This is a genomic window from Amycolatopsis sp. NBC_01286 (genome assembly GCF_035982555.1).
Classification (GTDB): Bacteria; Actinomycetota; Actinomycetes; order Mycobacteriales; family Pseudonocardiaceae; genus Amycolatopsis.
In genome coordinates this window covers 9,813,726-9,839,201 of the sequence record NZ_CP108428.1, presented here as the reverse complement: position 1 = coordinate 9,839,201, position 25,476 = coordinate 9,813,726, and the positions used below count along the sequence as shown (strand labels likewise).

16 protein-coding genes and 1 riboswitch are annotated in these 25,476 nt (G+C 69.3%); of the genes, 7 read left to right on the top strand and 9 right to left on the bottom strand.

The genetic code is table 11. The features are described from left to right. Window positions 1-47: 47 nt before the first annotated feature. The 9 genes from OG570_RS44270 to OG570_RS44230 all read right to left on the bottom strand — a co-directional run bounded on the left by OG570_RS44270 (window position 48) and on the right by OG570_RS44230 (window position 15,989). On the bottom strand, window positions 48-1,865 hold the full coding sequence (locus tag OG570_RS44270; protein WP_326954652.1) for a diguanylate cyclase domain-containing protein: 1,818 nt from the start codon (window positions 1,863-1,865) through the stop codon (window positions 48-50). 238 nt (window positions 1,866-2,103) lie between these two features. Further along, complete coding sequence (locus tag OG570_RS44265) at window positions 2,104-3,564, bottom strand: cytochrome P450 (RefSeq protein ID WP_326954651.1); 1,461 nt, start codon at window positions 3,562-3,564, stop codon at window positions 2,104-2,106. A gap of 194 nt (window positions 3,565-3,758) precedes the next feature. Next, a complete protein-coding gene (gene metE, locus OG570_RS44260; RefSeq protein WP_326954650.1) occupies window positions 3,759-6,017 on the bottom strand; it encodes a 5-methyltetrahydropteroyltriglutamate--homocysteine S-methyltransferase in 2,259 nt (752 codons plus the stop codon). 99 nt (window positions 6,018-6,116) lie between these two features. Then, window positions 6,117-6,310: riboswitch (cobalamin riboswitch) on the bottom strand. Between the two features lie 35 nt (window positions 6,311-6,345). Continuing rightward, window positions 6,346-7,230, bottom strand: a complete 885-nt coding sequence (locus OG570_RS44255) for a hypothetical protein (RefSeq protein WP_326954649.1) — start codon at window positions 7,228-7,230, stop codon at window positions 6,346-6,348. Between the two features lie 250 nt (window positions 7,231-7,480). Beyond that, entirely contained in the window at window positions 7,481-10,012 is a 2,532-nt protein-coding gene (locus OG570_RS44250) for a hypothetical protein (protein ID WP_326954648.1), read from the bottom strand. Between the two features lie 41 nt (window positions 10,013-10,053). After that, window positions 10,054-11,127, bottom strand: coding sequence for a ribonucleotide-diphosphate reductase subunit beta (locus tag OG570_RS44245; RefSeq protein WP_326947926.1), 1,074 nt, complete (start codon window positions 11,125-11,127; stop codon window positions 10,054-10,056). Window positions 11,128-11,206: 79 nt separating this feature from the next. After that, window positions 11,207-14,188 (bottom strand): ribonucleoside-diphosphate reductase subunit alpha, encoded by a 2,982-nt coding sequence (locus OG570_RS44240; protein ID WP_326954647.1) that lies wholly within the window; start codon window positions 14,186-14,188, stop codon window positions 11,207-11,209. A gap of 374 nt (window positions 14,189-14,562) precedes the next feature. Beyond that, window positions 14,563-15,162, bottom strand: a complete 600-nt coding sequence (locus tag OG570_RS44235) for an acetoacetate decarboxylase family protein (protein WP_326954646.1) — start codon at window positions 15,160-15,162, stop codon at window positions 14,563-14,565. After that, on the bottom strand, window positions 15,159-15,989 hold the full coding sequence (locus OG570_RS44230; RefSeq protein ID WP_326954645.1) for an enoyl-CoA hydratase-related protein: 831 nt from the start codon (window positions 15,987-15,989) through the stop codon (window positions 15,159-15,161). Before OG570_RS44230 ends, OG570_RS44235 begins: the two co-directional genes overlap by 4 nt. 140 nt (window positions 15,990-16,129) lie before the next feature. Between OG570_RS44230 and OG570_RS44225 the strand changes: the two genes are divergently transcribed. The 7 genes from OG570_RS44225 to OG570_RS44195 are packed head-to-tail and all read left to right on the top strand — an operon-like array spanning window position 16,130 to window position 25,474. Beyond that, window positions 16,130-16,954, top strand: a complete 825-nt coding sequence (locus OG570_RS44225; protein WP_326954644.1) for a TIGR03084 family metal-binding protein — start codon at window positions 16,130-16,132, stop codon at window positions 16,952-16,954. Continuing rightward, window positions 16,951-18,717 (top strand): acyclic terpene utilization AtuA family protein, encoded by a 1,767-nt coding sequence (locus OG570_RS44220; protein ID WP_326954643.1) that lies wholly within the window; start codon window positions 16,951-16,953, stop codon window positions 18,715-18,717. The genes OG570_RS44225 and OG570_RS44220 overlap by 4 nt, the downstream gene beginning before the upstream one ends. Then, window positions 18,714-19,862, top strand: coding sequence for an acyl-CoA dehydrogenase family protein (locus tag OG570_RS44215; RefSeq protein WP_326947932.1), 1,149 nt, complete (start codon window positions 18,714-18,716; stop codon window positions 19,860-19,862). The genes OG570_RS44220 and OG570_RS44215 overlap by 4 nt, the downstream gene beginning before the upstream one ends. Further along, window positions 19,859-21,457 carry an acyl-CoA carboxylase subunit beta gene (locus OG570_RS44210; RefSeq protein WP_326954642.1) on the top strand — a complete coding sequence of 533 codons (1,599 nt, stop codon included), beginning with the start codon at window positions 19,859-19,861 and terminating at the stop codon, window positions 21,455-21,457. Before OG570_RS44215 ends, OG570_RS44210 begins: the two co-directional genes overlap by 4 nt. Before the next feature lie 7 nt (window positions 21,458-21,464). Then, window positions 21,465-23,429: an acetyl/propionyl/methylcrotonyl-CoA carboxylase subunit alpha gene (locus OG570_RS44205; RefSeq protein ID WP_326954641.1), complete on the top strand. Its 1,965-nt coding sequence runs from the start codon at window positions 21,465-21,467 to the stop codon at window positions 23,427-23,429. After that, complete coding sequence (locus OG570_RS44200) at window positions 23,426-24,592, top strand: acyl-CoA dehydrogenase family protein (RefSeq protein ID WP_326947936.1); 1,167 nt, start codon at window positions 23,426-23,428, stop codon at window positions 24,590-24,592. Before OG570_RS44205 ends, OG570_RS44200 begins: the two co-directional genes overlap by 4 nt. Before the next feature lie 48 nt (window positions 24,593-24,640). Next, window positions 24,641-25,474, top strand: a complete 834-nt coding sequence (locus OG570_RS44195) for an SDR family oxidoreductase (protein WP_326947937.1) — start codon at window positions 24,641-24,643, stop codon at window positions 25,472-25,474. The last annotated feature ends 2 nt before the right edge of the window (window positions 25,475-25,476 follow it).

Sequence of the window (25,476 nt, the reverse complement as noted above, 5' to 3'; positions counted from 1 at the left end):
GCCCGTCCTTCGGAGCCGACGTACGACCGGCTTGGTCAGGATCCGCGTCAGCTTGCCGGGTGCCTCGCGATCAGCTCGTCCACCTCGTCGCCCGTGGCGGAGTCGTTGGCGAACTGGCCTCGGGCCGCCAGCACGCCCAGCTGGCGCAGCCGCGCCGCCTGTTCGTGGGTGCGGACGCCTTCCGCTCCCACGCGCAGCTGCAGCTCGCGGGCGCGGGTGACCAGCTGGGTCAGGTGGCGGATGTCGGACTCGGCCGGTTCCTCGGCGTCCAGGGCGTCGATCACCGGGCCCGACAGGATCACGTGCTTCACCGGCAGGCCGTGCTGGGGGATCAGCTCCAGGTCCGCCGAGCCCGAGATGGTCAGCACCAGCTGCGTGCCCAGGTCGGCCAGCACCGCGAACGAGTCCAGGACCTCGCCGCGTGGGTCGAGGACCGAGTCGCGGTCGGTGCACAGGCGCAACGCCGTCGCCGGCAGCTCGTGCTTGGTCAGCTGCTCGCGGACCAGCATCACCAGGTCCGGGTCGATGGCCAGCCGCGTGGGCAGGCGGACGCAGACGTCCGGTGCCGCGTCGCCGAGGCGGGTGCGCCAGCGGGCCGTGGCGGCCAGGGACTCGGCGAGCAGCCAGCGGCCGAGCGGGACCGTCATGCCGGTGGTCTGGGCCAGCGGGTAGAACTCCTCGGAGCCGAGCTCGCCCTTCTCCGGGTGGTTCCAGCGCAGCCCGGCGTTGACCGCGGCGATCCGGTCGGGGTCGGCGAGCTTCACCGTCGGCTGGTAGACCAGCGAGAACTCGCCGTTCTCCAGCGCCCCGGCGATCACCGCGCCCAGCTGGTAGCGGCCGCGGTCGCGGGCGTCCAGCTCCGGGTCGAACAGCATCCACTGCGCCTTGCCGGCCTCCTTGGCCCGGTGCAGCGCGATCTCCGCGGCCCGCAACAGCTCCGCGGCTCCGTCTTCGACGGCCGCGCGCACCACGATGCCCGCGCTGGCGCTCACGCCGATGCCGTGCCCGCCGAGGTAGATCGGCTCGTTGAGGTCCTCCAGCGCGCGCTCGACCAGCTCGACGACCTCGGCGGCGGAGAGCTCGCCGCGCAGCAGCACCGCGAAGCCGTCGCCGGACAGCCGCGCGACGAACCCGTCGTGGTGGCCGGTGAACACGGCGGACAGCTTGCCCGCGACCCCGCGCAGCACCTGGTCGCCGACGCCGGCGCCGAGGCCGTCGTTGACGACCTTGAAGCCGTCGACGTCGAGGTAGATCAGCGCGATGTCGTCACGCGCGCCGGCGCCGAGCGCCGCTTCGAGCTTGGTGGTGAACGACGACGCGTTCGGCAGCCCGGTGAGCGGGTCGTGGATGTTCTGGTGCACCAGCCGCTCCTGCAGCAGGTGCAGCTCGTTCGCGTCGGAGACCATCAGCACCGGGTACACCGAGCCCGGCCGGTCGCCGGGCAGCCGGGCGAGCGTGACGTCGGTCCAGAGCTTGCCGTCGTCGACGTGGTCGAGCAGCATCCGCTCCCGGAAGCGCTCGACGCCGGTGCTCACGTGCTCCAGCCCGGCCTTGAGCCGGGAGACGTCGTGGCCGGTCGAGCCGAGCTCGGTGATGTGCCGGCCCCGCAACCGGTCCGGCGGGCACCCGAGCAGCTGCCCCAGCGCGAGGTTCGCCTCGACGATCCCGCCGTCCGGGTCGGCCAGCGCGATCCCCATCGGCGACGCGGCGTAGAGCGCGCTGAACCGCAGCAGCGCCCCGTCGTGCCCCGAGCTGACGTGGTCGACCGCGTCCGTCGCGACCCCGAGCAGGAGCTGTTCGAGCTCTTCCGGGGGAAGCGTTACTCCTTTGGTGTCAGCGAGCGTCGCCGCCCACCTGCGGGCCACGTCCACCAACCCTGGCGCGGCACCGGGCTCAGACACACTCCACCTTCTTCACGCACAGGTCTGGCCAGTTCAGGCGCGGTGCCGATGTCCGGGAACCCGCACGGGGCACCCGTCGGCCGCGGCCGATGCCACGCCATCACGTGTGTAACGGGGTGTCTACCGGCTGAACGAGTGACAGACCTCCACGATTTGGTGACATCGTGTCACCATGTGTATCGGTACCCGGACGGGTGGCGGGTCAGCGAGGCGTCAACCGCACCGGGAGACCGTCCGCGGGCACCGGTAGCGAGACGTAGTCCCAGCGCGCGGTGTAGCTCTCCGGAACCGACCAGCGGTACGCCCGCAGCATCTCGTGCATCAGCAGCTTCACCTCGAGACCGCCGAAGTGGAGCCCGATGCACTTGTGCGCGCCGCCCCCGAAGGGCATCCACGCCATCCGGTGCGACTTGTCCTCGCGCCGCGGCTCGGCGAAGCGCTCGGGGTCGAAGCGGAACGGGTCGGTCCAGCACCCGGGGTCGAAGTGGTTCACCGTCGGCGAGACGCCGACGAGCGTGCCCTCCGGGATGTAGTGCCCGAGGACCTCGGTGTCCTTGACGGTCTGGCGGGTCAGCGACGGCACCGGCGCGACCAGCCGCAGCGCCTCCTTCATCACGAGGTCGAGCGTCTCCAGCCGGTCGATGGCGTCGATGTCGAGGACGTCGTCGCCCAGCGCCAGCGACTCCGCGCGCGCCCGCTCCTGCCACTCCGGGTGTTTGGCGAGGTAGTAGGCCATGGCGCTGCTGGTGATGGTCGTCGTGTCGTGCGCGGCCATCATCAGGAAGATCATGTGGTTGACGATGTCGGTGTCGGAGAACCGGTCGCCGTCCTCGGTGGTGGCGTGGCAGAGGGCGGCGAACAGGTCGTCGCCGTCGGCGGCCCGCTTGGCGGGCAGGGTCTCGCCGAAGTAGCGTTCCAGGACCTTCCGCCCGTGCAGTCCGGCCGACCAGCGGCCGCCGGGCACCGGGACGCGCACCAGCGCGGTGCCGGCCCGCACGGAGCTGACGAACGCGCGGTTGATCCGGTGGGAGTCGGCGCCGCTGCGCATGCCCATGAACACGCGCGTCGCGACGTCGAGGGTCAGCTGCTTGAGCGACCAGTACAGCCGCGGCCGCTCGTGCGAGCCCCAGCCCGCGACGCCTTCGCGCAGGGCCGGGCCCATCTCGTTGACGTAGCCGGTGAGCCGCGCCCGGGTGAAGGCCTCCTGCATGATCCGGCGGTGCAGGTGGTGCTCGCCGAAGTCCATCAGCATCAGGCCGCGCTCGAAGAACCGCTCGATGAAGAACTTCCAGCCCTCCTGCGAGAACGCCTTGTCCTTGTTGACGAGCGCGATCTGCGTCGCCTCCGGCCCGGACAGCGCGACGATCCGGCGGCCGAACCCGCCGGTCCACGACACCGGGCCGTAGAGCTCGTGGCGGCGGAGGCCGAACGCGGGGCCGAAGCGCATCATCTCGAGCATGTGCCCGACCACGGGCGGGCCTTCGTCGCCGAGCACCGGCTTGAGGCCGCTGCCGGCGGGCGGCGTCGCGAGCTCCTGGACGGGCCAGCGCGACCGCAGCCACCGCTGGTCGACGGCGCGGGGGAGGGGCAGCGAGGTCAGCGGGGGCACGCGCTCGCGCAACGTTTCGGCGGCCCGGCCCACAGTGCGCGTCAAGGTGACCATCTCCCCGTCGAGATCGGCTGTCCCTCCACGATGCACTCTTGTTGACCACCTGACAACAGTCTTTTCGGGTGAGCCGTGAGGGGCACCTTCAGGGACGTCACGTCCCTGAAGGTGCCCCTCACGGCTTTGGAGCCGCGGTTCTGTCGGACCCCGCCGGTAAACTGGATGACGGGGGCGGCGGCCCGCCCCGGGCCTCAGCCCAGCTCGGTGCGCACCTGCCGGGCCGCTTCCACCAGGTTGCGCAGCGCCGGCTCGACCTCCGCGTAACCGCGGGTCTTCAGGCCGCAGTCCGGGTTGACCCACACCCGCGACGCCGGCACCGCGCCCGCCGCCGTGCGCAGCAGGCCGGCCACCTCGGCCGGGGACGGCACGCGCGGTGAGTGGATGTCGTACACCCCGGGCCCGACGCCGCGGCCGAAGCCGGCCGCCGTCAGGTCGGCGAGCACCTCCATCTTCGAGCGGGCCGCCTCGATGCTGGTGACGTCGGCGTCGAGCGCGTCGATCGCCGGCAGCACCTCACCGAACTCCGAGTAGCACATGTGCGTGTGGATCTGCGTCGCGTCGGCGATCCCGGACGTCGCCAGCCGGAACGACGACACCGCCCAGTCGAAGTACGCCTGGTGGTCGCGGGAACGCAGCGGCAGCAGTTCCCGCAGGGCCGGCTCGTCGACCTGGATGACCTGGATGCCCGCCGCTTCGAGGTCGTGCACCTCGTCGCGGATGGCCAGCGCGACCTGCCGGGCGGTGTCGCCCAGCGGCTGGTCGTCGCGCACGAACGACCACGCCAGGATCGTCACCGGCCCGGTCAGCATGCCCTTGACCGGCTTCGGCGTCAGGCTCTGCGCGTAGCGGGCCCACGCCACGGTCATCGGCACCGGGCGCGAGACGTCGCCGTAGAGGATCGGCGGCCGGACGCAGCGGGAGCCGTAGGACTGCACCCAGCCGTGGTCGGTCGCGGCGAACCCGGCCAGCCGCTCGGCGAAGTACTGCACCATGTCGTTGCGCTCGGGCTCCCCGTGCACCAGCACGTCGAGGCCCAGCTCCTCCTGCAGCCGGACGACCCGCTCGACCTCGGCGCGCATCGCGTCGTCGTACCCGGCGTCGTCGAGCGCGCCTGCCTTGTGCGCGGCCCGCGCCTTGCGGACCTCCACGGTCTGCGGGAACGACCCGATCGTCGTGCTCGGCAGCGGCGGCAGGTTCAGCGCCGCCTGCTGCGCCGCGGCCCGCGTGGCGTACGGCGCGCGGACGGCGTGCTCCGGGCGCAGGTCCGCGAGCCGGGCGCGCACCTGATCGTCGGCCAGCTCGGCCGCCGACGCGCGATCGGCGACGACCTGACGCGCCGCCGTCAGGTCGACGTCCTCGCCCGCGAGCGCCTTCCCGAGCAGGACGACCTCGTCGACCTTCTGCTTCGCGAAGGCGAGCCAGCCCTTGAGCCGCGGGTCGAGGTCCTCCCGTGAGACGTCGTAGGGGACGTGCAGCAGCGAGCACGACGTCGACACGCTGACCTTCGCCGCCGCGCCGAGCAGGGTCGCGGCCCGGCTCAGCGCCTTCTGCGGGTCGGTGCGCCAGACGTTGCGGCCGTCGACGACCCCGGCCAGGACCTCCTTGTCCCGCAACGCCCCTTCGGCCGCCACCGCGTCCACAAAGGACTCATCGGTGACCAGGTCGACGGCGAGCGCCTCGATGGGGGAGCGGGCCAGTACGCCGAGCCCGCGGCCCAGGCCGCCGAAGTAGCCCGCGACCAGCAGCTTCGGCCGCGCGGTCTCCTTGCCCAGCCGGTGGTAGGCGCGGATGAGCGCGTTCAGCTCGTCTTCGGAGCGGTCACCGGCGAACGCCGGCTCGTCGAGCTGGACCCACTCGACGCCCTCGTCGTGCAGCTGCCGCAGCAGGTCGGCGTACGCGTCGAGCAGGCCGTCGAGCAGGTCCAGCGGCCGGAACCCCTCGTCGCCCTTGCTCAGCAGCAGGAACGTCGCCGGCCCGACCAGCACGGGCCGCGTTTCGATGCCCAGGGCGCGGGCTTCGCGGTACTCGTCCAGGGGCTTGGAGCCGGTGAGCGCGAACGTCGTGTCCGGGCCCAGTTCGGGGACGATGTAGTGGTAGTTCGTGTCGAACCACTTCGTCATCTCCATCGCCGGGGCGTCCTGGACGCCGCGGGCGGCCGCGAAGTAGGTGTCGAGCTTCGACAGGCCGAGCCCGGTGAAGCGCGCGGGCAGCGCGCCGAACAGCTCGGCGGTGTCGAGCACCTGGTCGTAGTGCGAGAACGTGTTGGACGGCACGGAGTCCAGCCCGGCGTCCCGCAGTCCTTGCCACGTCTGAACCCGCAGCTCACGGCCGGTGGCCAGCAGTGCGGCTTCGTCGTTCTTGCCCGCCCAGTAGCGCTCGAGGGCGCGTTTGAGCTCCCGGTCCGGACCGATCCGGGGGTAGCCCAGCACAGTGGTGCCGATTTCGGTCACAGCTCTCTCCTCGCGAGCTCGTTCGAGGAGTCCGGACGCGCGCGGCGGCGAGCGTTTCGGTGCGTGCCCATCCCACGAGGCCCGGACTCGCGCACGCCGTCGGCGCACGCACCACGGGCAGGTCTTCGGACTCGTGGGCGTACCGCTCGCGCCTACCGGCCGTCGCTTCCCAAGCTCGCGCTCAGTGCTTACATGACGGCTTTCGTTCCCACTCACCGCTGCGGGGCAGTCCCGGATTCACACCGGGTTCCCTGTTGCCTCGACAGAGTGTGACCTCACACACAACAAAGCTCGGCCACGCCCTGGCGAACCAGTGGCGTGGCCGAGTCTAGCGCCGATTCCGCTGCCAGCCATCAGCTGTTCCGTCGAGGATCACGGCACCGAGTCTCAGCATGCCATCGCCGGTCGGCATCAGGCTCGTCGACAGTGACTCGATTCGGACCGCATCCGTCACGAGAGTGTCGTCCAGCCAGGCGACGTTTCCGCAGTCCAGCAAGACCGTGTAGTGCTCAGGCGCCTCGAACTGGATGTTCGCGGATTTGTCGCCGCGCAGGTCTAGATTGGTCACCGACAAGGTAGGGGGTTCGCCGAAGGCGACCAGTTGCCCGAAGACATCGCTGGTCGCCACGGTGATCAAGCGATTGACCCGCTCGAAGGCTTCGCTGTACGAACGGGCCTTCCCTGTGAGCGACCCGATGAGATCGGAAGTGGTTTGGCTGCGGTACTCGTTGCGAGGGAGAGCCAGGTTCGGTTCGTGAGCGTCGACAGAAGCCGGCGAGAGGGCTTCTCGTAGATGCTTGCGAGCGACTGCTAGTTCTTCCTTCGCGCTATCGTCCAAGCTTGCTGCTTCGTCCTCGAACGAAAGCCATTGGTCCGTCTTGCTGAGCGTTGAGGCCACGGATTGAGTGGTGTGTATCAGCTCCTCGCTCGTTTCCCCTGAAGCATCCAAGAGGGCGCTCACGTCGGACGGTTTATCTTGGAACTGGAGGCCACGTTGTCGTTCGTCGCGGGTCCAACCGAGTTCGAAGGTCCACTCTTCAGTGGTGAGCGGAGTGTTGCGGCAGAGCTGTGGCGCCTTCAACAAAGGGTAACCGGGCAGCCTCGACCTGAACCAGGCGACGGTCATGCGATGTGCGGACTCAAGTCGCCTGGTCGCGGCAAGCCAATGATCGAGTTCTGCGTCGACCGTCGCCTGTCGGAAGCCTACGTTCATCTCTAGGAGATGCGGGACGCTAGTGCCGAGTCTGAGAGGGTGAACCATTGCGGCGCCGAATCCGGCGCTCAGTTCCTGGAGTACGCCTGGCGCACCTTCCGAACGTTGTGAAGAATTACGGGGGAGATGAGTCCGTACTGTCGTGGCGATCGGCGTTTCGGACCAGGTGTTAGCCTGTTTCCAGATGCTCTGCCAAAGATCTGCTTCAGTTGACAAAGGTCTCCAGTTCAGAAATTTCAAAACTGAGTGCTCAAAGCCATTTTCGAACAGTCAGTTCGTTGATCGCGTCACATAGCCGACTGACTGCCACTTGGTGGGCCGGCCGTTCGACCAGGTGGCTCAGTGCGGTACGTCCAGTGAATGGGTCAGAGCCTGACGACGGGACGTCATGGCCGATAGCTACTTCGTTAGTGCGAAGGAATTCGACACTCCAGTAGGTCGCACCTCGGAAGTCAACTCGCTCCTGGACTGCTGCGGTTAATCCGTAAGGACCAATTGTCGATGCCAGAATTTCTGCCTGCCCTGATGGTGCCACGGCGGGAACGAGCTCGGTGAGTGCTTCGACTTCCTCTGTTGCCTGGCGTTCGAGCGCGTTGCAAGCTGCTTCGCGCGTTTCGAAGTAGGACTTACGTGCGGTACGTGTGGTCGCCAGGGTCTCCAAGAGAAGCAGACGCCACAACCTGACTGCCACGCCAAGGGGACCGATCGGTGGAGCGCACACTGCGGTGGGCGAGCTTCGAGTCAACTCTTTTCCGTTGTCCGGGTCGATCCAGCTGGAGGCATCCCCGCAAAGGGAAGCGATTAAACGGTCGCCGTCGCGCCACATCTGGGTCGGCCGCAGGGAGTCTGCCGGCGCGAGTCGTCGGAGAAGAGTAAAAATCTCCGCTGGGCCCGATGTGCCGATCGGACGGGTGTCGTAGTCAGCCAAATGGACCGTTAGGTATGGCAGGTCTTGCGAAACCTTATCGGCGAGTTCGTCGCTCACCTTGCCGATCGCGGCGGCGAAGAGCACTCGCTGCTCGTCGCCTTGGGTGAGTCGGTCCGGCCAAGGGGCGAGGCCGTCGGCCGCGGCCGCGCCGGCGAGGTAATCCGCGAAGGAATCGTGGATCGGCGCTTGAGCCTGAGTGTGTCCGATTGGCGCGACGAGCCCCGTTCGCTGAAGCGTCTCGCGCAGTGAATCGAGGTCGACCGGAACGCCCATCTCCTCCAGATTGCGGACGGCACCCTCGAGCAGGCGGCTCCACTCAACCGGGTTGGCGTATCGGCGACCCTCATCGAGCAGTTTCGCAAACGCGATACCCAGCGCAGCTGTCGCGACGTCGAGGTCCGCTGCGCGTCCGCGCTCTGCTAGCCGGGTTATCGTGGCCCGATAGATCGACGCGCGGTCCGTGAACTCGATGCCGTCGAGGAGCAGACGGATAGCCATCGACAGCAGCATGGGATTGCCGGCAGCGTCTCCAAGCGCATGTTCCGCCTGTGCTGCGAGTTGGCGGCACTCGTGATCCTGGGACTCTCCCATTATCCGCCGAACGAGTTCGTGGCGTTCGGCCCAGTGGAAGCCGGAGATGCGGAATCGAGCCGATGCTGCGGTCACAGGAAGAATGGACCCCAAAACGGCAAGGTCCCGTCCGATGAGCACGATCCGTGCCCCGGTCTCCGTCGAAGCCTGCACCCGGAGTTCGTCGCGAAGTCTTTTTTGCACCCGTTGCGGAACCTCGGAAACTCCGTCGATCACCAGAATTACCTGGGAGTCGTTGAGCAATTGCCGCCCGATAAGGGCAGGGAGCGTGCGGCCCACAGCGGAGGACAGGGAATCCGCCACCAGGGCGTCCAGTCGCCCCTCCAAGTAGGTTTCGGCGTGTCCGATGATGACCGTTCTCTCGCGCGCGGCAGCTTCGTAACGAAGTTGCCGCGCTGTCGTGGACTTTCCTGTACCGGTACCTCCGCCTAGAACGACGGGGCCGCTGATGTCGAGAAGACTCTGCACGGCCACGTCGGTCTCTTGCGTGGCTTCGAACGAAGCGGCGAAGTCAATGCGGCTGAGCTTCGCTGAGACCGAGGTCGGCCGGTCATTGACGATTTCTCGCCGGTACTCGGCTTGCAGGGTTCCTGGCCAACGATCGGACTTTGCCACGTGGGCCAGCCCGCCGAGGACTTCGGCGATCTCCGCCTTCGTGACGATGCGTTCAGCCTGGTCGCGTCGCGCAGCCCGATCCATGAGAAGACGGAACAGCTCGTCGACGATGTGCCGAGCCGTTTCCTCGAGGTCCGCTGGCGTTCTCGCACCCGGCAGCATCGAACGCACTTCTCGCTCGGCGTCCTGCAGCACGGTTTCAGCGTCGGAGGTCTCGAGGCGGATGTGAGCCCGGCTCAGTACCTGACAGACATCGCCGGACGGGTCGGTGTCGAGCAGCTCCGCGAGCGCAGCCGGGTCGCCGTCGGCTGCCGCATCGAGGGCGGTCCTTACCGTGTTACCGGTCGGCCCGAGTTCGCCATTGGTGATGAGTTCGAAAGAAGCCGCCTTGGCGACATCGAGAGTGGCCCACGTGCGCAGGATGTCGAGCAGCTCTTTGCGACCCCAGGTTTTGCTACTGACCCGCGACTTGAGCTGTGCCGCTGCTGCAACGACACCGAGGATGTCATGGATCTCGATGTCCATGACATCCTCGGTACCCTCGACGCGAAGGGCGCTAAGGCCCTCATCCGAGTACACGTCAAGGGCGATGCGGACGGCATGAGCTTGCTGATAGCCGATCCCTCGCACGGTATCGACACCACTCATGACCTGCCCTTCGTCGGTGAAGCAGTTGACTTACGGAGAACTCAGTCCCAGTCGAGGGCGCCGCCCGACTGGTACTCGATGACGCGCGTTTCGAAGAAGTTCTTCTCCTTCTTCAGGTCCATCGCCTCGGACATCCACGGGAACGGGTTCTCGGTCTCGCCGAAGATCGGCTGGAGGCCGATCTGCTGCGCGCGCCGGTCGGTGATGAAGTGCATGTACTGCTCGCACAGCTGCGCCGACAGGCCGAGCATCCCGCGCGGCATGGTGTCACGCGCGTACGCGACCTCCAGCTCGCACGCGTCCTTCAGCATCCCGCGCACCTCTTCCTGGAACTCTTCGGTCCACAGGTGCGGGTTCTCGATCTTGATCTGGTTGATGCAGTCGATGCCGAAGTTCAGGTGGATCGACTCGTCGCGCAGGATGTACTGGTACTGCTCGGCGATGCCGACCATCTTGTTGCGGCGGCCGAGCGAGAGGATCTGCGCGAAGCCGGTGTAGAACCACATGCCCTCGAAGATCACGTAGAACGCGACGAGGTCACGCAGGAACGCCGTGTCGGCCTCCGGCGTCCCGGTCTCGAAGTCCGGGTCCTCCAGGTGCTGCGTGTACTTCAGCGCCCACGCGTCCTTGTCCGAAATGGACGGAACCTCGCGGTACATGTTGAACAGCTCGCCCTCGACCAGGCCGAGGCTCTCGCAGATGTACTGGAAGGTGTGCGTGTGCACGGCTTCCTCGAACGCCTGGCGCAGCAGGTACTGGCGGCACTCGGGGTTGGTGATCTGGCGGTACACCGCGAGCACGATGTTGTTGGCCACCAAGGACTCCGCGGTCGCGAAGAAGCCGAGGTTGCGCTTCAGCATCTGCCGCTCGTCCTCGGTGAGGCCGTCGGTCGACTTCCACAGCGCGATGTCGGCCTGCATGGCGACCTCGGTCGGCATCCAGTGGTTGTTGCAGCCGGCCAGGTACTTGTCCCACGCCCACCGGTACTTCATCGGCAGCAGCTGGTTGACGTCGGCGCGCGCGTTGATCATGCGCTTGTCGTCGACGTTGATCCGGGCCGCCCCGACCTCGATCTCACCGAGGCCGGTGACGCCGGTCGTCTCCACGTTGGTCATATCGCTCACTTCGGCAGGTGGGCTCGTGAGTGGTAATGAGGGTTAGAACCCTCATTACCACTCACGAGCCGGGGCGGGCTTACTGGCAGGCTTCGCAGTCGGGGTCGTCGATGCGGCAGGCGGCGCCTTCGGTGGTGACGAAGTCGACGTCCGTCTTCGGCAGCTCCTTCGGCTCCGGCTTGGCGGCCGGCGCGGTCACCGGGATCGCCGGGACGGCCGCGGCCGGCGACGGCGAGGGCGCCGGGGCCGGGGTGGCCGCCGGAGCCGCCGGGGCAGCCGCGGGAGCCGCGGTGGCGGTGGCCGTGCCGGCCGAGACGGCGTTGAGCTTGCCGTCGGTGCCGCGCAGGGTGCTCTTCTCCACGTGCGTCGCGGACTGGGCCCGCAGGTAGTACGTGGTCTTGAGGCCCTTGTGCCACGCGTAGCGGTACAGCTCGTCGAGCTTGCGGCCGCTCGGCGCCGCGATGTACAGGTTCAGCGACTGCGCCTGGTCGATCCACTTCTGGCGCACCGAACCGGCGTCGACGATCCACTTCGACTCGATCTCGAACGCCGTGGCGTACAGCGCCTTCAGGTCGTCCGGCACCCGGTCGATCTTGCCGAGGCTGCCGTCGAAGTACTTGAGGTCGCTGACCATGACCTCGTCCCACAGCCCGCGTGCCTTGAGCGAACGGACCAGGTGCGGGTTGACGACGGTGAAGTCGCCGGACATGTTCGACTTGACGAACAGGTTCTGGAACAGCGGCTCGATCGACTGGCCGACACCCGAGATGTTGGAGATCGTCGCGGTCGGCGCGATCGCCATCACGTTGGAGTTGCGCATGCCGACGGTCTTGACGCGCTCGCGCAGCGGCGCCCAGTCGAGCGTGGTGGAGGTGTCGACGTCGAGGCCGTCACCGCGGCGGGCGTCGATGAGCAGCTGCAGCGAGTCGATCGGCAGGATGCCCTTGCTCCACAGCGATCCCTCGAACGACTGGTACTGGCCGCGCTCCTCGGCGAGGTCGGTCGAGGCCGAGATCGCGTAGTAGGAGAGGTGCTCCATGGAGACGTCGGCGAACTTCACGGCGTCGGCGGAGGCGAACGGGACGCCGATCTCGAACAGCGCGTCCTGGAAGCCCATGATGCCCAGGCCGACCGGGCGGTGACGCAGGTTGGAGCGGCGCGCCTCCGGGATCGTGTAGAAGTTGATGTCGATCACGTTGTCCAGCATGCGGACGGCCGTGCGCACGGTCTTCTCGAGGCGCTGGGTGTCCAGGCCCTCGGGGGTGACGTGCTTGAGCAGGTTGACCGAGCCGAGGTTGCAGACCGCGACCTCTTCGCTGTTGGTGTTCAGCGTGATCTCGGTGCACAGGTTCGACGAGTGCACGACGCCGACGTGCTGCTGCGGCGAGCGCAGGTTGCACGGGTCCTTGAACGTGATCCACGGGTGGCCGGTCTCGAACAGCATGGTGAGCATCCGGCGCCACAGCTCGACCGCGCGGATCTTGCGGAACACCTTGATCTCGCCGCGCTCGGCCATCGCCTCGTACTCGGCGTAGCGCTGCGAGAACGCGTTGCCGTAGAGGTCGTGCAGGTCCGGGGTCTCGTTCGGCGAGAACAGCGTCCACTGCGCGTCGGCCTCGACGCGGCGCAGGAACTCGTCCGGCACCCAGTTGGCCGTGTTCATGTCGTGCGTGCGGCGGCGGTCGTCGCCGGTGTTCTTGCGCAGGTCGAGGAACTCCTCGATGTCCACGTGCCAGGTCTCGAGGTACGCGCAGGCCGCGCCCTTGCGCTTGCCGCCCTGGTTGACCGCGACGGCGGTGTCGTTGGCGATCTTGAGGAACGGCACGACACCCTGGGACTGGCCGTTGGTGCCCTTGATGTGCGCGCCGAGGCCGCGGACCGGGGTCCAGTCGTTGCCGAGGCCGCCCGAGTACTTCGCCAGCAGCGCGTTGTTCTTGTACGCCTGGAAGATCGAGTCCAGGTCGTCGTCCACCGTGGTGAGGAAGCAGGACGACAGCTGCGCGCGGGTGGTGCCCGAGTTGAACAGCGTCGGCGTCGAGGCCATGAAGTGGAACGTCGAGAGCAGCTCGTAGAACTCGATGGCGCGGGCTTCGCGGTCGTCCTCGCGGATCGCCAGGCCCATCGCGACGCGCATGAAGAACGCCTGCGGCAGCTCGAAACGGACGCCGTTGTGGTGCTGGAAGTACCGGTCGTACAGCGTCTGCAGGCCGAGGAAGCCGAAGTCGAGGTCGCGCTTGGCCTCGATCGCCGCGGTGATCTTCTCCAGGTCGAAGGAGAGCAGCTCGCCGTCGACCAGCTCCAGCTCGACCGCGCGGCGCAGGTAGTCGCGGAAGTACGCGGGGTACTCGCCGGCCATCTCGTCCTGGCTGGCCAGGCGCGGCTTCTTCGCGAGGTAGCTCAGGGCCTCGCCGCGCAGCTTGTCCAGCAGCAGCCGGGCGCTGACGTAGGAGTAGTTCGGCTCCTGCTCGACCAGCACGCGGGCGGCCATGATCTGGGCCAGTGCGAGCTCGTCGGCGCTGATGCCGTCGTAGAGGTTGCGCTTGGCCTCGGCCAGCACCGGCTCGGCGGTGACGGCGTCGAGCCCGGCGACGGCCTCGCCCACGACGTGGGACACGCGGGCCCAGTCGAGCGGACGCAGCACGCCGTCGACGCCCTTGACGCTCAGCGTCGCCTCGGCGGGCGTCGTGGGCTCGGTCGCCTTGCGGGCCTTGCTGTGCTCCTCGCGGTAGAGGACGTAGGCGCGGGCGACCTTGTGGTGCTCGCCGCGCATCAGCGCGAGCTCGACGATGTCCTGGATCTGCTCGATGTGCAGCGCGGTCTCGGGACCGGCGTGGCGCAGCAGGGTGGTCTCGACCTGCTCGGTGAGCTCGGCGACGACGTGGTGCACGCGGGAGGACGCGGCGGCGTCGCCGCCCTCGACCGCGAGGAACGCCTTCGTCAGCGCGACCGAGATCTTCCCGGCGTCGAACGGCGACACGCTGCCGTCCCGCCGGATGACCCGGATCGCGGTGGGGCTGGAGTCGGCGGCGGCGGGCGGCCGCTGACCGGTTTCGACTGACATGCGTGTCTCCAAATTTGGACGCGTTGGATCGCCACAGGGTCTCATGAGGCCATGTGCTGCAAGTTCTTCGAAGCTGCCCGGCAGTACTCTGCAGCGGTCTCCCCGTCGCTGGGCGTTGCCGGTCCACAGAGACTACATGTAGGGGTTGGAGGCTGCACGTGCCCCAATGGGTGGCGTGTCGCGGTCTCACCCTCGCGGGTTACGCGGTCACCGAGAGGTGCTGCTCAGGCCCCGGAACAGGGAGTTCGGGGGCCGGTTCGAGCCTCGACCGGGGCGGCCTGGAGCGGCCGACACGCCGCTCGGCCGGGCGGAACGCGGGGCGGCGGCCCGGCTGAGCTTGATCGGGTGGCGCGAGAGGGCACGCCGGAAGACGGTCAGGCGCCGAAGCGCAACTCGGACGCGAGGAGTTCGAGGCTCGTCACCGGGCGTCGCGAAGCGAGGTAGCCCAGCGGACCGCCCGGGTTGAAGCTCCAGTCCGCCGACGCCGGACGCGGGCGGACCTTCGCGCCGACCGGCGTCCGCAGGAGACCGTCACGCTCCTGGACGACGTCGAACGACGTCGGCAGCCGCAACGGCAAGCCGGCGCGGCCCTTGAACGCCGCCGTCGCTATCCAGTCGTCCGCGGTGGCCGCCGTGGCCGTGAAGGTGCGGCCGCTCGTGAAGTCCAGCGTGGCGAGGTCCTTCGGGATCGCCCACAGGTCGCGGCCGCCGTGGAGGGAGACTTCGCTGTCGACCCAGATCTCGGTGATCGAGCACGAGACCCGGCGCCCCTTGACCGCCACCGCCGCCAGCAGCTCGTGGTAGGCGAGCTGGCCCGGTGGCGTGTAGTCGATCCAGGCCGTGAACACGGACGCGTGCCCGGCGATCACCAGCGGTTCGGCGGGCACCGCGGGCAGGTCGGCCACCGGGACGCGCCAGATCGAGACGCGCGCGTCCGCGACGAGGTGCCAGGGCTGCGGCGGGTAGGCGGTCATGCGTCCAACCAGGGGAGGTAGCCGGGCAGGTCCTTGTCGACGCGCAGGCCCCACGACGGCGGCCGTTTCTGCAGGAACGACATGACGCCTTCGACGGCGTCCGCGTTCGTGCCCAGGCCGCCGATCAGCCGCGAGTCGAGTTCGTGCACCGGGAACGGCGAATCGGCGCTCGCCATCCGGTAGAGCAGCTGCCGGGTGACCGCGACGGACACCGGCGCGGTGTTCGCGATCAGCTCACGGGCCAGCCTGTACGCCTCGTCGAGCACCGTCCCGGTCGGGAAAACCTGGTGCACCAAGCCTTTCGCGAGGGCCTCCGCCGCGGGGAAGACGCGGCCGCTGATCATCCAGTCGAGCGCGGTGCCCATGCCGACGAGCCGGGGGAGGAACCAGGCCGACGCGCCTTCGGGGTAGATGCCGCGGCGGGTGAAGACGAAGCCGAACCGCGAGTCCTCCGAGGCGAGCCGGTAGTCGCAGGGGAGCGTGATCGTGCTGCCGGCGCCGACGGCCGCGCCCCGCAGCGCCGCGATCACCGGCTTGTTCATCGTGAAGATCCGCTTCGAGCAGCGGCCGGCGGGTTCCTGCCAGGCCGCGTCCGGCCCGGTCGCCGGGTCGAAGTCGAACCCGCCCTGGGACAGGTCGGCGCCGACGCAGAAGTCGTTGCCCGCGCCGGTCAGCACCACCACGCGGACGTCCTCGTCGCGGTCGGCGCGGTCCATCGCCGCGCCGAGCTCGTCGGCCATCCGGATCGTGTAGCCGTTGCGCGCCTCGGGGCGGTTCAACGTCACCGTGGCGATCCGGTCCGCGACGGCGTAGGTGGTCTCGGCCATGGCGATGAAACTAAGGCAGACCGACACTACTGGCAAGATGTCAATAGTGTCTCCGCAGCGTCCGGGGTGAAACAATCAGGCGTGCTTGATTTTTATCGAGGCCGGTGCCACGCTGGGCGGCAGTACGCAAGGAGGCGGCGATGGCGGACCTCGGCGTGATCCTCGGGGATCTCGACGCGGAATCACGGACACTCGACGACGTGGTGGCGGACCTGCCCGCGTCCGACTGGGCGCGCGCGACGCCCGCCGAGGGGTGGACTGTCGCGCACCAGATCGCGCACCTGACCTGGACCGACGGGAAGGCCTTGATCGCCACGGCCCATCCGGAGGACTGGCAGGCCGAGGTCGAAAGCCTGCTCACCGTCGGCGAGCACTACGTCGACGAAGCCGCGGCCGAAGGCGCCGACCTGTCGCCCGGGGAACTGCTCGACCGCTGGCGCGCCGGGCGGGCGCGGCTGGCCGAGGCCCTCGCCGCGGTGCCGGACGGGCAGAAGCTGCCCTGGTACGGCCCGCCGATGAGCGCGGCGTCGATGGTGACCGCGCGGCTGATGGAGACCTGGGCGCACGGCCAGGACGTCTACGACGCGCTGGGCCTGCGCCGCGAGCCCACCGCGCGGCTCTGGCACATCGCCCGCTTCGGCACGCGGACCCGCGACTTCGCCTACCTGCTCAACTCGCTCGCCCCGCCGGCCGAGGAGTTCCGGGTCGAGCTGGCCGCGCCGGACGGCACCACCTGGACGTTCGGGCCCGAGGACGCCGAGCAGCGGCTCACCGGCAGCGCCGTGGACTTCTGCCTGGTCGTCACCCAGCGGCGGCACCCGGCCGACACCGATCTCGTGGCGCAGGGCCCCGACGTCGAGGAGTGGCTGACCGTCGCGCAGGCCTTCGCCGGGCCTCCGGGGTCCGGCCGGGAAGCGGGGCAGTTCGCCCCGCCGACGGACTCTTTCCCCCGGAGGCGGCAATGACAGAGTCGGCCTTGAGGATCGGCAACGCGTCCGGGTTCTACGGCGACCGCTTCTCCGCCGTGCGCGAGATGCTCACCGGCGGCCCGTTGGACGTCCTGACCGGCGACTACCTCGCCGAGCTGACCATGCTCATCCTCGGCCGGGACCGGCTGAAGGACGCGAACCGCGGGTACGCCAAGACGTTCCTCCGCCAGATGGAGGAGAACCTCGAACTGGCTAAGGAAAACGGCGTCAAGATCGTCGCGAACGCGGGCGGGCTCAACCCCGCCGGGCTGGCCGGTGCGCTGCGCGAGCTGGCCGACAAGCTCGGCGTCGACGTCACGATCGCGCACGTCGAAGGCGACGACCTGGTCGCCCGCGCCGACGAGCTGGATCTCGGGAAACCCCTGACCGCCAACGCTTATCTCGGCGCGTGGGGCATCGCGGAGTGCCTGAACGCGGGCGCCGACGTCGTCGTCACCGGGCGCGTCACCGACGCCTCGGTGATCGTCGGGCCGGCCGCCGCGCACTTCGGCTGGGCCCGTGACGACTACGACGCGCTCGCCGGCGCCGTCGCCGCCGGGCACGTCATCGAGTGCGGCGCCCAGGCCACCGGCGGCAACTACGCCTTCTTCACCGAGCACGCCCTGGGCCTGCCGGGCTTCCCGATCGCCGAGATCGAGGCCGACGGCTCCAGCGTGATCACCAAGCACCCGGGCACCGGCGGCGTGGTGACCACCGGCACGGTCACCGCCCAGCTGCTCTACGAGATCACCGGCGCCCGCTACGCCGGCCCGGACGTCACCACGCGGTTCGACACGCTCTCGGTGAGCCAGGACGGACCCGACCGCGTGCGCGTCTCCGGCGTGCGCGGCGAGGCGCCGCCGCCGACGCTGAAGGTCGCGCTCAACACCCTCGGCGGGTTCCGCAACGAGACGACGTTCGTCCTCACCGGACTCGACATCGACGCGAAAGCCGCGTTGGTGAAGGAACAGCTCGAAGGCGCGCTGAAGGACCGGCCGCCCGCCGACGTCAAGTGGACGCTGGCGCGGACCGACCACGTCGACGCCGACACCGAGCAGACCGCGAGCGCGTTGCTGCACGTCGCCGTCAAGGACGCGGATCCGAAGGTCGCCGGCCGCGCGTTCACGAGCGCCGCGGTCGAACTCGCGCTGGCCAGCTACCCCGGTTTCCACGTCACGGCCCCGCCGTCGGACGCTTCGCCGTACGGCGTCTACACGGCGGCCTACGTGGACGCCGTGAAGGTGCCGCACGTCGCCGTGCTGCCGGACGGGATGCGGGTCGACATCGCGCCTTCGACGTCCACTGTGGAGCTGTCCGATGTGGACGAGCCGGAGCTGCCCGAGCCGCTCGACCACGGGCCGGTGCGGCGGGCGCCGCTCGGCAGCGTCATCGGCGCGCGCAGCGGCGACAAGGGCGGCAACGCCAACCTCGGCGTCTGGGTGCGGTCCGACGACGCCTGGCGGTGGCTGGTGCACCGGCTGACCGTCGCCGAGTTCAAGCTGCTGCTGCCCGAGACCGCCGACCTGCCGGTGACGCGCCACCTGCTGCCGAACCTGCGGGCGATGAACTTCGTCGTCGAAGGCATCCTCGGGCAGGGCGTCGCGTCGCAGGCCCGGTTCGACCCGCAGGCGAAGGCCTTCGGTGAGTGGTTGCGGTCTCGTGAAATCGACATCCCCGAGGTGCTCTTACCGCAGTCGGGGGGCCCAGGGGGGCTCGCCCCCCGGCTGGGGTCTGGGGCTCGGCCCCAGGAGGTACAGTGACCGATCCGTTCCGGACGCCCGAGCGGGCCGAGCTGCGCAAGACCGTGCGCCGGTTCGTCGAGCAGGAGGTCCTGCCGCACCTCGACGACTGGGAGCGCGCCGGCGAGCTGCCGCGCGACCTGCACCGCACGGCCGGCGATCTGGGCCTGCTCGGCGTCGCCTTCCCCGAGGAGATCGGCGGCGGGGACGGCAACTACCTCGACGCGCTCGTCGTCGCCGAGGAGATGCACTACGCCGGCGGGTCCGGCGGGCTGTTCGCGTCTTTGTTCACCTGCGGCATCGCCGTCCCGCACATCGCCGAGGCGAACGACCCGGTGCAGATCGAGCGCTGGGTGCGGCCGACGCTGGCCGGGGACAAGATCGGTTCGCTGGCCGTCACCGAGCCGGACGGCGGCTCCGACGTCGCCGGGATCCGGACCACCGCGGTCCGCGAGGGCGACGAGTACGTCATCAACGGCGCCAAGACCTACATCACCTCCGGCTGCCGCGCCGACTTCGTGACGACCGTCGTGCGCACCGGCGGCGAAGGTGCCCACGGGTTGTCGCTGATCGTCGTCGAACGCGGCACGCCCGGCTTCACCGTCTCGCGCAAGCTCGAGAAGATGGGCTGGCTCTGCTCCGACACCGCCGAACTGTCCTACGTGGACGTCCGAGTGCCGGTCGAGAACCTCGTCGGCGCCGAGAACAGCGGGTTCGCCCAGGTGGCCACCCAGTTCGTCACCGAGCGGCTTTCCCTTGCGGTGCAGGCGTATTCGCACGCCCAGCGCGCGCTCGACCTGACGCTCGACTGGTGCCGGCTGCGGGAGACGTTCGGCCGGCCGCTGATCTCGCGGCAGCTCGTGCAGCACAAGCTGACCGAGATGGCGCGCAAGACCGACGTCGCGCGCACCTACGCCCGGCAGACCGCGATCCGGCACGTGTCGGGCGAAGAGGTCATCGCCGAAGCCTGTTTCGCCAAGAACACCGCCGTCGAGGCCGCCGAATGGGTGGTCAACGAGGCCGTCCAGCTGCACGGCGGGCTCGGCTACATGCGGGAGGCCGAAGTGGAGCGGCACTACCGCGACGTCCGGATCCTCGGCATCGGCGGCGGTACCAACGAGATCCTCACCGGCTTGGCCGCGAAGCGATTGGGATACACCTCATGACCACCCTGAGGTCCACAGTGGACACGCGGGCCGCCGAGTTCGGCGCCAACCGCGAGGCGATGCTGGAGAAGCTCGCCGAGATCGACACCGAGCAGGCCAAGGCCGTGGCCGGCGGCGGCGAGAAGTACGTCGAACGGCACCGCAAGCGCGGCAAGCTGCTCGCCCGTGAACGCGTCGAGCTGCTGCTCGACGAGGACTCGCCGTTCCTGGAGCTCTCGCCGCTGGCCGCGTGGGGCAGCGACTACCGCGTCGGCGCGAGTCTCGTCACCGGCATCGGCGTGGTCGAAGGCGTCGAGTGCCTGGTCTCGGCCAGCGACCCCACGGTCAAGGGTGGTGCGAGCAACCCGTGGACGGCCAAGAAGTCCTACCGGGCGGCGGACATCGCCGCGCAGAACCGGCTGCCGACGATCAACCTCGTCGAGTCCGGCGGCGCGGACCTGCCGACGCAGAAGGAGATCTTCATCCCCGGCGGCCGGATCTTCCGCGACATCACGCGCGCCTCGGCCGCGGGCTGCCCCACGGTCGCGCTGGTGTTCGGCAACTCGACCGCCGGCGGCGCGTACCTGCCGGGCATGTCGGACTACGTCGTGATGGTCAAGGAACGCGCGAAGGTGTTCCTCGGCGGCCCGCCGCTGGTCAAGATGGCCACCGGTGAGGAGTCCGACGACGAGTCGCTCGGCGGCGCCGAGATGCACGCGCGGACCTCGGGCCTGGCCGACTACCTGGCCGTCGACGAGCAGGACGCGATTCGCCTGGGCCGCAGCATCATCAAGCGGCTCAACTGGACCAAGCAGGGGCCGACGCCGAAGCCGGAGTACGCCGAGCCGGTGTACGACGTCGACGACCTGCTCGGCATCGTGCCGGCCGACCTGAAGGTGCCGTTCGACCCGCGCGAGGTGATCGCCCGCGTCGTCGACGGCTCCGACTTCGACGAGTTCAAGCCGCTTTACGGGCCGAGCCTGGTGACGGGCTGGGCGAACATCCACGGCTACCCGATCGGCGTGCTGGCCAACGCGCAGGGCGTGCTGTTCGGCGAGGAGTCGCAGAAGGCCGCGCAGTTCATCCAGCTGGCCAACCAGATCCACACGCCGCTGGTCTTCCTGCACAACACGACCGGCTACATGGTCGGCAAGGAGTACGAGCAGAGCGGCATCATCAAGCACGGCGCGATGATGATCAACGCCGTGTCGAACTCGAAGGTGCCGCACCTGTCCGTCCTCATGGGAGCGTCCTACGGCGCCGGGCACTACGGGATGTGCGGCCGGGCCTACGACCCCCGCTTCCTGTTCGCCTGGCCGAGCGCGAAGTCCGCGGTGATGGGTCCGGCGCAGCTGGCCGGCGTGCTGTCGATCGTGGCCCGCGCGGCCACCGAGGCGCGTGGCCAGGTGTACAGCGAGGAAAACGACAAGGCCATGCGCGCCATGGTGGAAGGCCAGATCGAAGCCGAGTCGATGCCGATGTTCCTCTCCGGCATGCTCTACGACGACGGCATCATCGACCCGCGCGACACCCGCACCGTGCTGGGGCTGAGCCTGTCCGCGATCCACAATGGACCAGTGAAGGGCGCCGAGGGCTTCGGCGTCTTCCGGATGTGAGTGAGCGATGATCCAGAACCTGCTGGTCGCCAACCGCGGCGAGATCGCCCGCCGCGTCTTCCGCAGTTGCCGCGACGCCGGGATCGGCACGGTCGCCGTGTTCTCCGACGCCGATGCCGCCGCGCCCCACACCCTCGAAGCCGACGCGGCCGTCCGGCTGCCCGGCAACGCGCCGTCCGAGACGTACCTGCGTGCCGAGCTGCTGGTCAAGGCCGCCGCGGACACCGGCGCCGACGCCGTCCACCCCGGTTACGGCTTCCTGTCCGAGAACGCCGCGTTCGCCCGCGCCGTGCTCGACGCCGGGCTGACCTGGGTCGGACCGCCGCCGGAGGCCATCGAGACCATGGGCTCCAAAGTGGAGTCCAAGCGGCTGATGGCCGCGGCAGGCGTGCCCGTGCTGTCCGAACTGGACCCGGCTTCGGTGACCGACGCGGATCTTCCGTTGCTGGTCAAGGCGTCCGCCGGGGGTGGCGGCCGCGGGATGCGCGTGGTCCGCTCCCTCGACGAGCTGGCCGAGGCCGTGGAAGGTGCGAGCGCGGAGGCCGCGTCCGCGTTCGGTGACGCGACCGTGTTCTGCGAGCGGTACCTGGAGACCGGGCGGCACATCGAGGTCCAGGTCATGGCCGACAAGCACGGCACGGTGTGGGCGGTGGGGGAGCGGGAGTGCTCCATCCAGCGCCGGCACCAGAAGGTCGTCGAGGAAGCGCCGTCGCCGTTCGTCGACGACGCCATGCGCGCGGAGCTGTTCGACGCCGCGCGCAAGGCGGCCCAGGCGATCGACTACGTCGGCGCGGGCACCGTCGAGTTCCTCGCCGGGCCGGACGGACGCTTCTACTTCCTGGAGATGAACACCCGGCTGCAGGTCGAGCACCCGGTCACCGAGAACGTGACCGGTCTCGATCTGGTGGCCCTGCAGCTGCGCGTCGCCGACGGCGAACGGCTGCCCGCCGACCCGCCGCCGACCGTGGGGCACTCCATCGAGGTCCGGCTCTACGCCGAGGACCCGGCTGAGAACTGGCAGCCGCAGAGCGGCACGCTGCACACCTTCGACGTGCCCGATGTGGACCGTTCGTTCACCCACGGACCGGGGCTGCGGCTGGACTCGGGATTTGTCAGCGGCTCGGTCGTCGGCGTCCACTACGACCCCATGCTGGCCAAGGTGATCACCTGGGCACCGACCCGCGCCGAGGCCGCGCGGCGGCTCGCCAAGGCCCTGGCGGCGACGAAGATCCACGGCGTCGTCACCAACCGCGACCTGCTGGTCCACATCCTGCGGCACGACGCCTTCCTTGCCGGGGAGACCGACACGGCGTTCTTCGACCGGCACGGCCTCGACACCCTCGCCGCGCCACTGGCCACTGTGGACACCGAGCGCCTGTCCGCGTTGGCCGCCGCGCTGGCGGAGGCCGCGACGAACCGGGCATCGGCGACGACACAGGGGCGGCTGCCCAGTGGCTGGCGCAACGTCCGGTCCGCCGGGCAGCGCAAGGTCTTCTCGGTCGGCGACCGCGAGTACGAGGTCGTCTACACGCTCGGCCGAGACGGCTTGCGGGCCGAGGGATACGACGTCGAGCTGGTCGGCGCCGAGCCCGGCGGGGTCGTCCTGGACGTCGCCGGCGTGCGGCGCACCTTCGACGTCGCCCGGCACGACGGCGTGTCCTATGTGGACTCCGCGCTCGGTTCCGTCGCGCTGGTGGCGGCGCCGCGGTTCGCCGACCCGGACGCGGCACTGGCCGCGGGCTCGCTGGTCGCGCCGATGCCGGGCACCGTCGTCCGGCTCGCCGTGCAGGCCGGGGACCCGGTCAAGGCGGGCGATCCGCTGCTCTGGCTCGAAGCGATGAAGATGGAACACCGGATCGCGGCGCCCGCGGACGGCGTGGTGACGGAGCTGCCGGTGACCGTCGGGCAGCAGGTCGAAGTCGGCACAATTCTGGCTGTGGTCGGAGAAGCTGTGGTGGGAGAACAAGCATGAACGCGATGAACTTCATCGAGCCCGAAGAGCGGATCGCGCTCCGCAAGGCCGTCGCCGAGCTGGGCACCAAGTACGGCCACGAGTACTACGCCAAGAAGGCCCGCGCCGGCGAGAAGACCCACGAGCTGTGGGACGAGGCCGGCCGGCTGGGCTACCTCGGCGTCAACATCCCCGAGGAGTACGGCGGCGGGGGCGCGGGCATCGCCGACCTCGCCGCAGTGCTCGAGGAGCTGGCCGCCGCGGGCTCGCCGTTGCTGCTCATGGTCGTCTCGCCGGCGATCTGCGGCACCGTGATCTCCCGCTTCGGCACCGAAGAGCAGAAGAAGCAGTGGCTGCCCGGCATCGCCGACGGCAGCAAGCGGATGGTCTTCGCCATCACCGAGCCGGACGCCGGGTCGAACTCGCACAAGATCACCACCACCGCCAAGCGCGACGGCGACGGCTGGGTCCTGAGTGGACGCAAGGTCTACATCTCCGGCGTCGACGAGGCGGACGCGGTGCTCGTCGTCGGCCGGATGGAGGACTCGAAGACCGGCCGCCTCAAGCCCGCGCTGTTCATCCTGCCGACGGGCACCGCCGGGTTCGAGTACACCGTGATCCCGATGGACATCGTCGCGCCGGAGAACCAGTTCTCGCTGTTCCTCGACGACGTCAAGCTCCCGGCCGAGGCGCTCGTCGGCGAGGAGGACGCGGCGATCGCCCAGCTGTTCGCCGGCCTCAACCCGGAACGCATCATGGGCGCGTCGTTCTCCCTCGGCATCGCCCGGTACGCGCTGGCCAAGGCCGTCTCCTACGCCAACCAGCGGCAGGTCTGGGGCACGCCGATCGGCGCCCACCAGGGGCTCGCGCACCCGCTGTCGGAGATCAAGATCGAGCTGGAACTGGCCAAGCTGATGACCCAGAAGGCCGCCTCGCTCTACGACGCCGGTGACGACTTCGGCGCGGGAGAGTCGGCCAACATGGCCAAGTACGCCGCCGCCGAGGTCGCCATCCGCGCCACCGACCAGGCCGTGCAGACCCACGGCGGCAACGGCCTGGCCACCGAGTACGGCCTCGGCACGCTGGTCACCGCCGTTCGGCTGGGCCGGATCGCCCCGGTCAGCCGCGAGATGGTGCTCAACTTCGTCGGCCAGCACAGCCTCGGCCTGCCCAAGTCCTACTGACCCGAGGCGGCACTTTCACGTGAAAGTGCCGCGTCCCGAGGAGGCGCTTTGTCTACATTGGACGGCAAGACGATCATCATGTCGGGCGGCAGCCGCGGCATCGGCGAGGCGATCGCCATGCGCGCTGCGGCCGACGGCGCCAACGTCGCGCTGCTCGCCAAGACCGCCGAACCGCACCCGAAGCTGCCCGGCACGATCTACACGGCCGCGGAGGCCATCGAGAAGGCCGGCGGGCACGCCCTGCCGATCCTCGGCGACGTCCGCGACGACGACGGTGTCGCGGCGGCCGTGGCGAAGACCGTGGAGCAGTTCGGCGGCATCGACATCGTCGTGAACAACGCCAGCGCGATCGACCTGACGCCGACAGAGCAGGTCAGCATGAAGCGCTACGACCTGATGCAGGACATCAACGCGCGCGGCACGTTCCTGCTGTCCAAGCTGGCCATCCCGCACCTGCGGGCCTCGGCCAACGCGCACATCTTGACGCTGTCGCCGCCGATCAGCCTCGACGAGAAGTGGTTCACCGCCGGCCACCTCGCCTACAGCATCGCCAAGTACTCGATGAGCCTGGTGACCGTCGGACTCGCGGCGGAACTTCGCGAAGACGGCGTCGCGGTCAACTCGCTCTGGCCGCGCACGACGATCGACACGGCGGCGATCCGCAACGTCGTCGGCGCCGAGCTGGCCGACCGCAGCCGGACGCCGGAGATCATGGCCGACGCCGCCTATGCGATCCTCACCAAGCCGAGCCGCGAGGCGACCGGGAACTTCTTCCTCGACGACGAGGTCCTGCGCGCCGAAGGGGTGACCGACTTCGCGAAGTACCGGATCGGGGGCTCCGAGGACGACCTCCAGCTCGACTTCTGGGTCGATCCGGCGTAGCC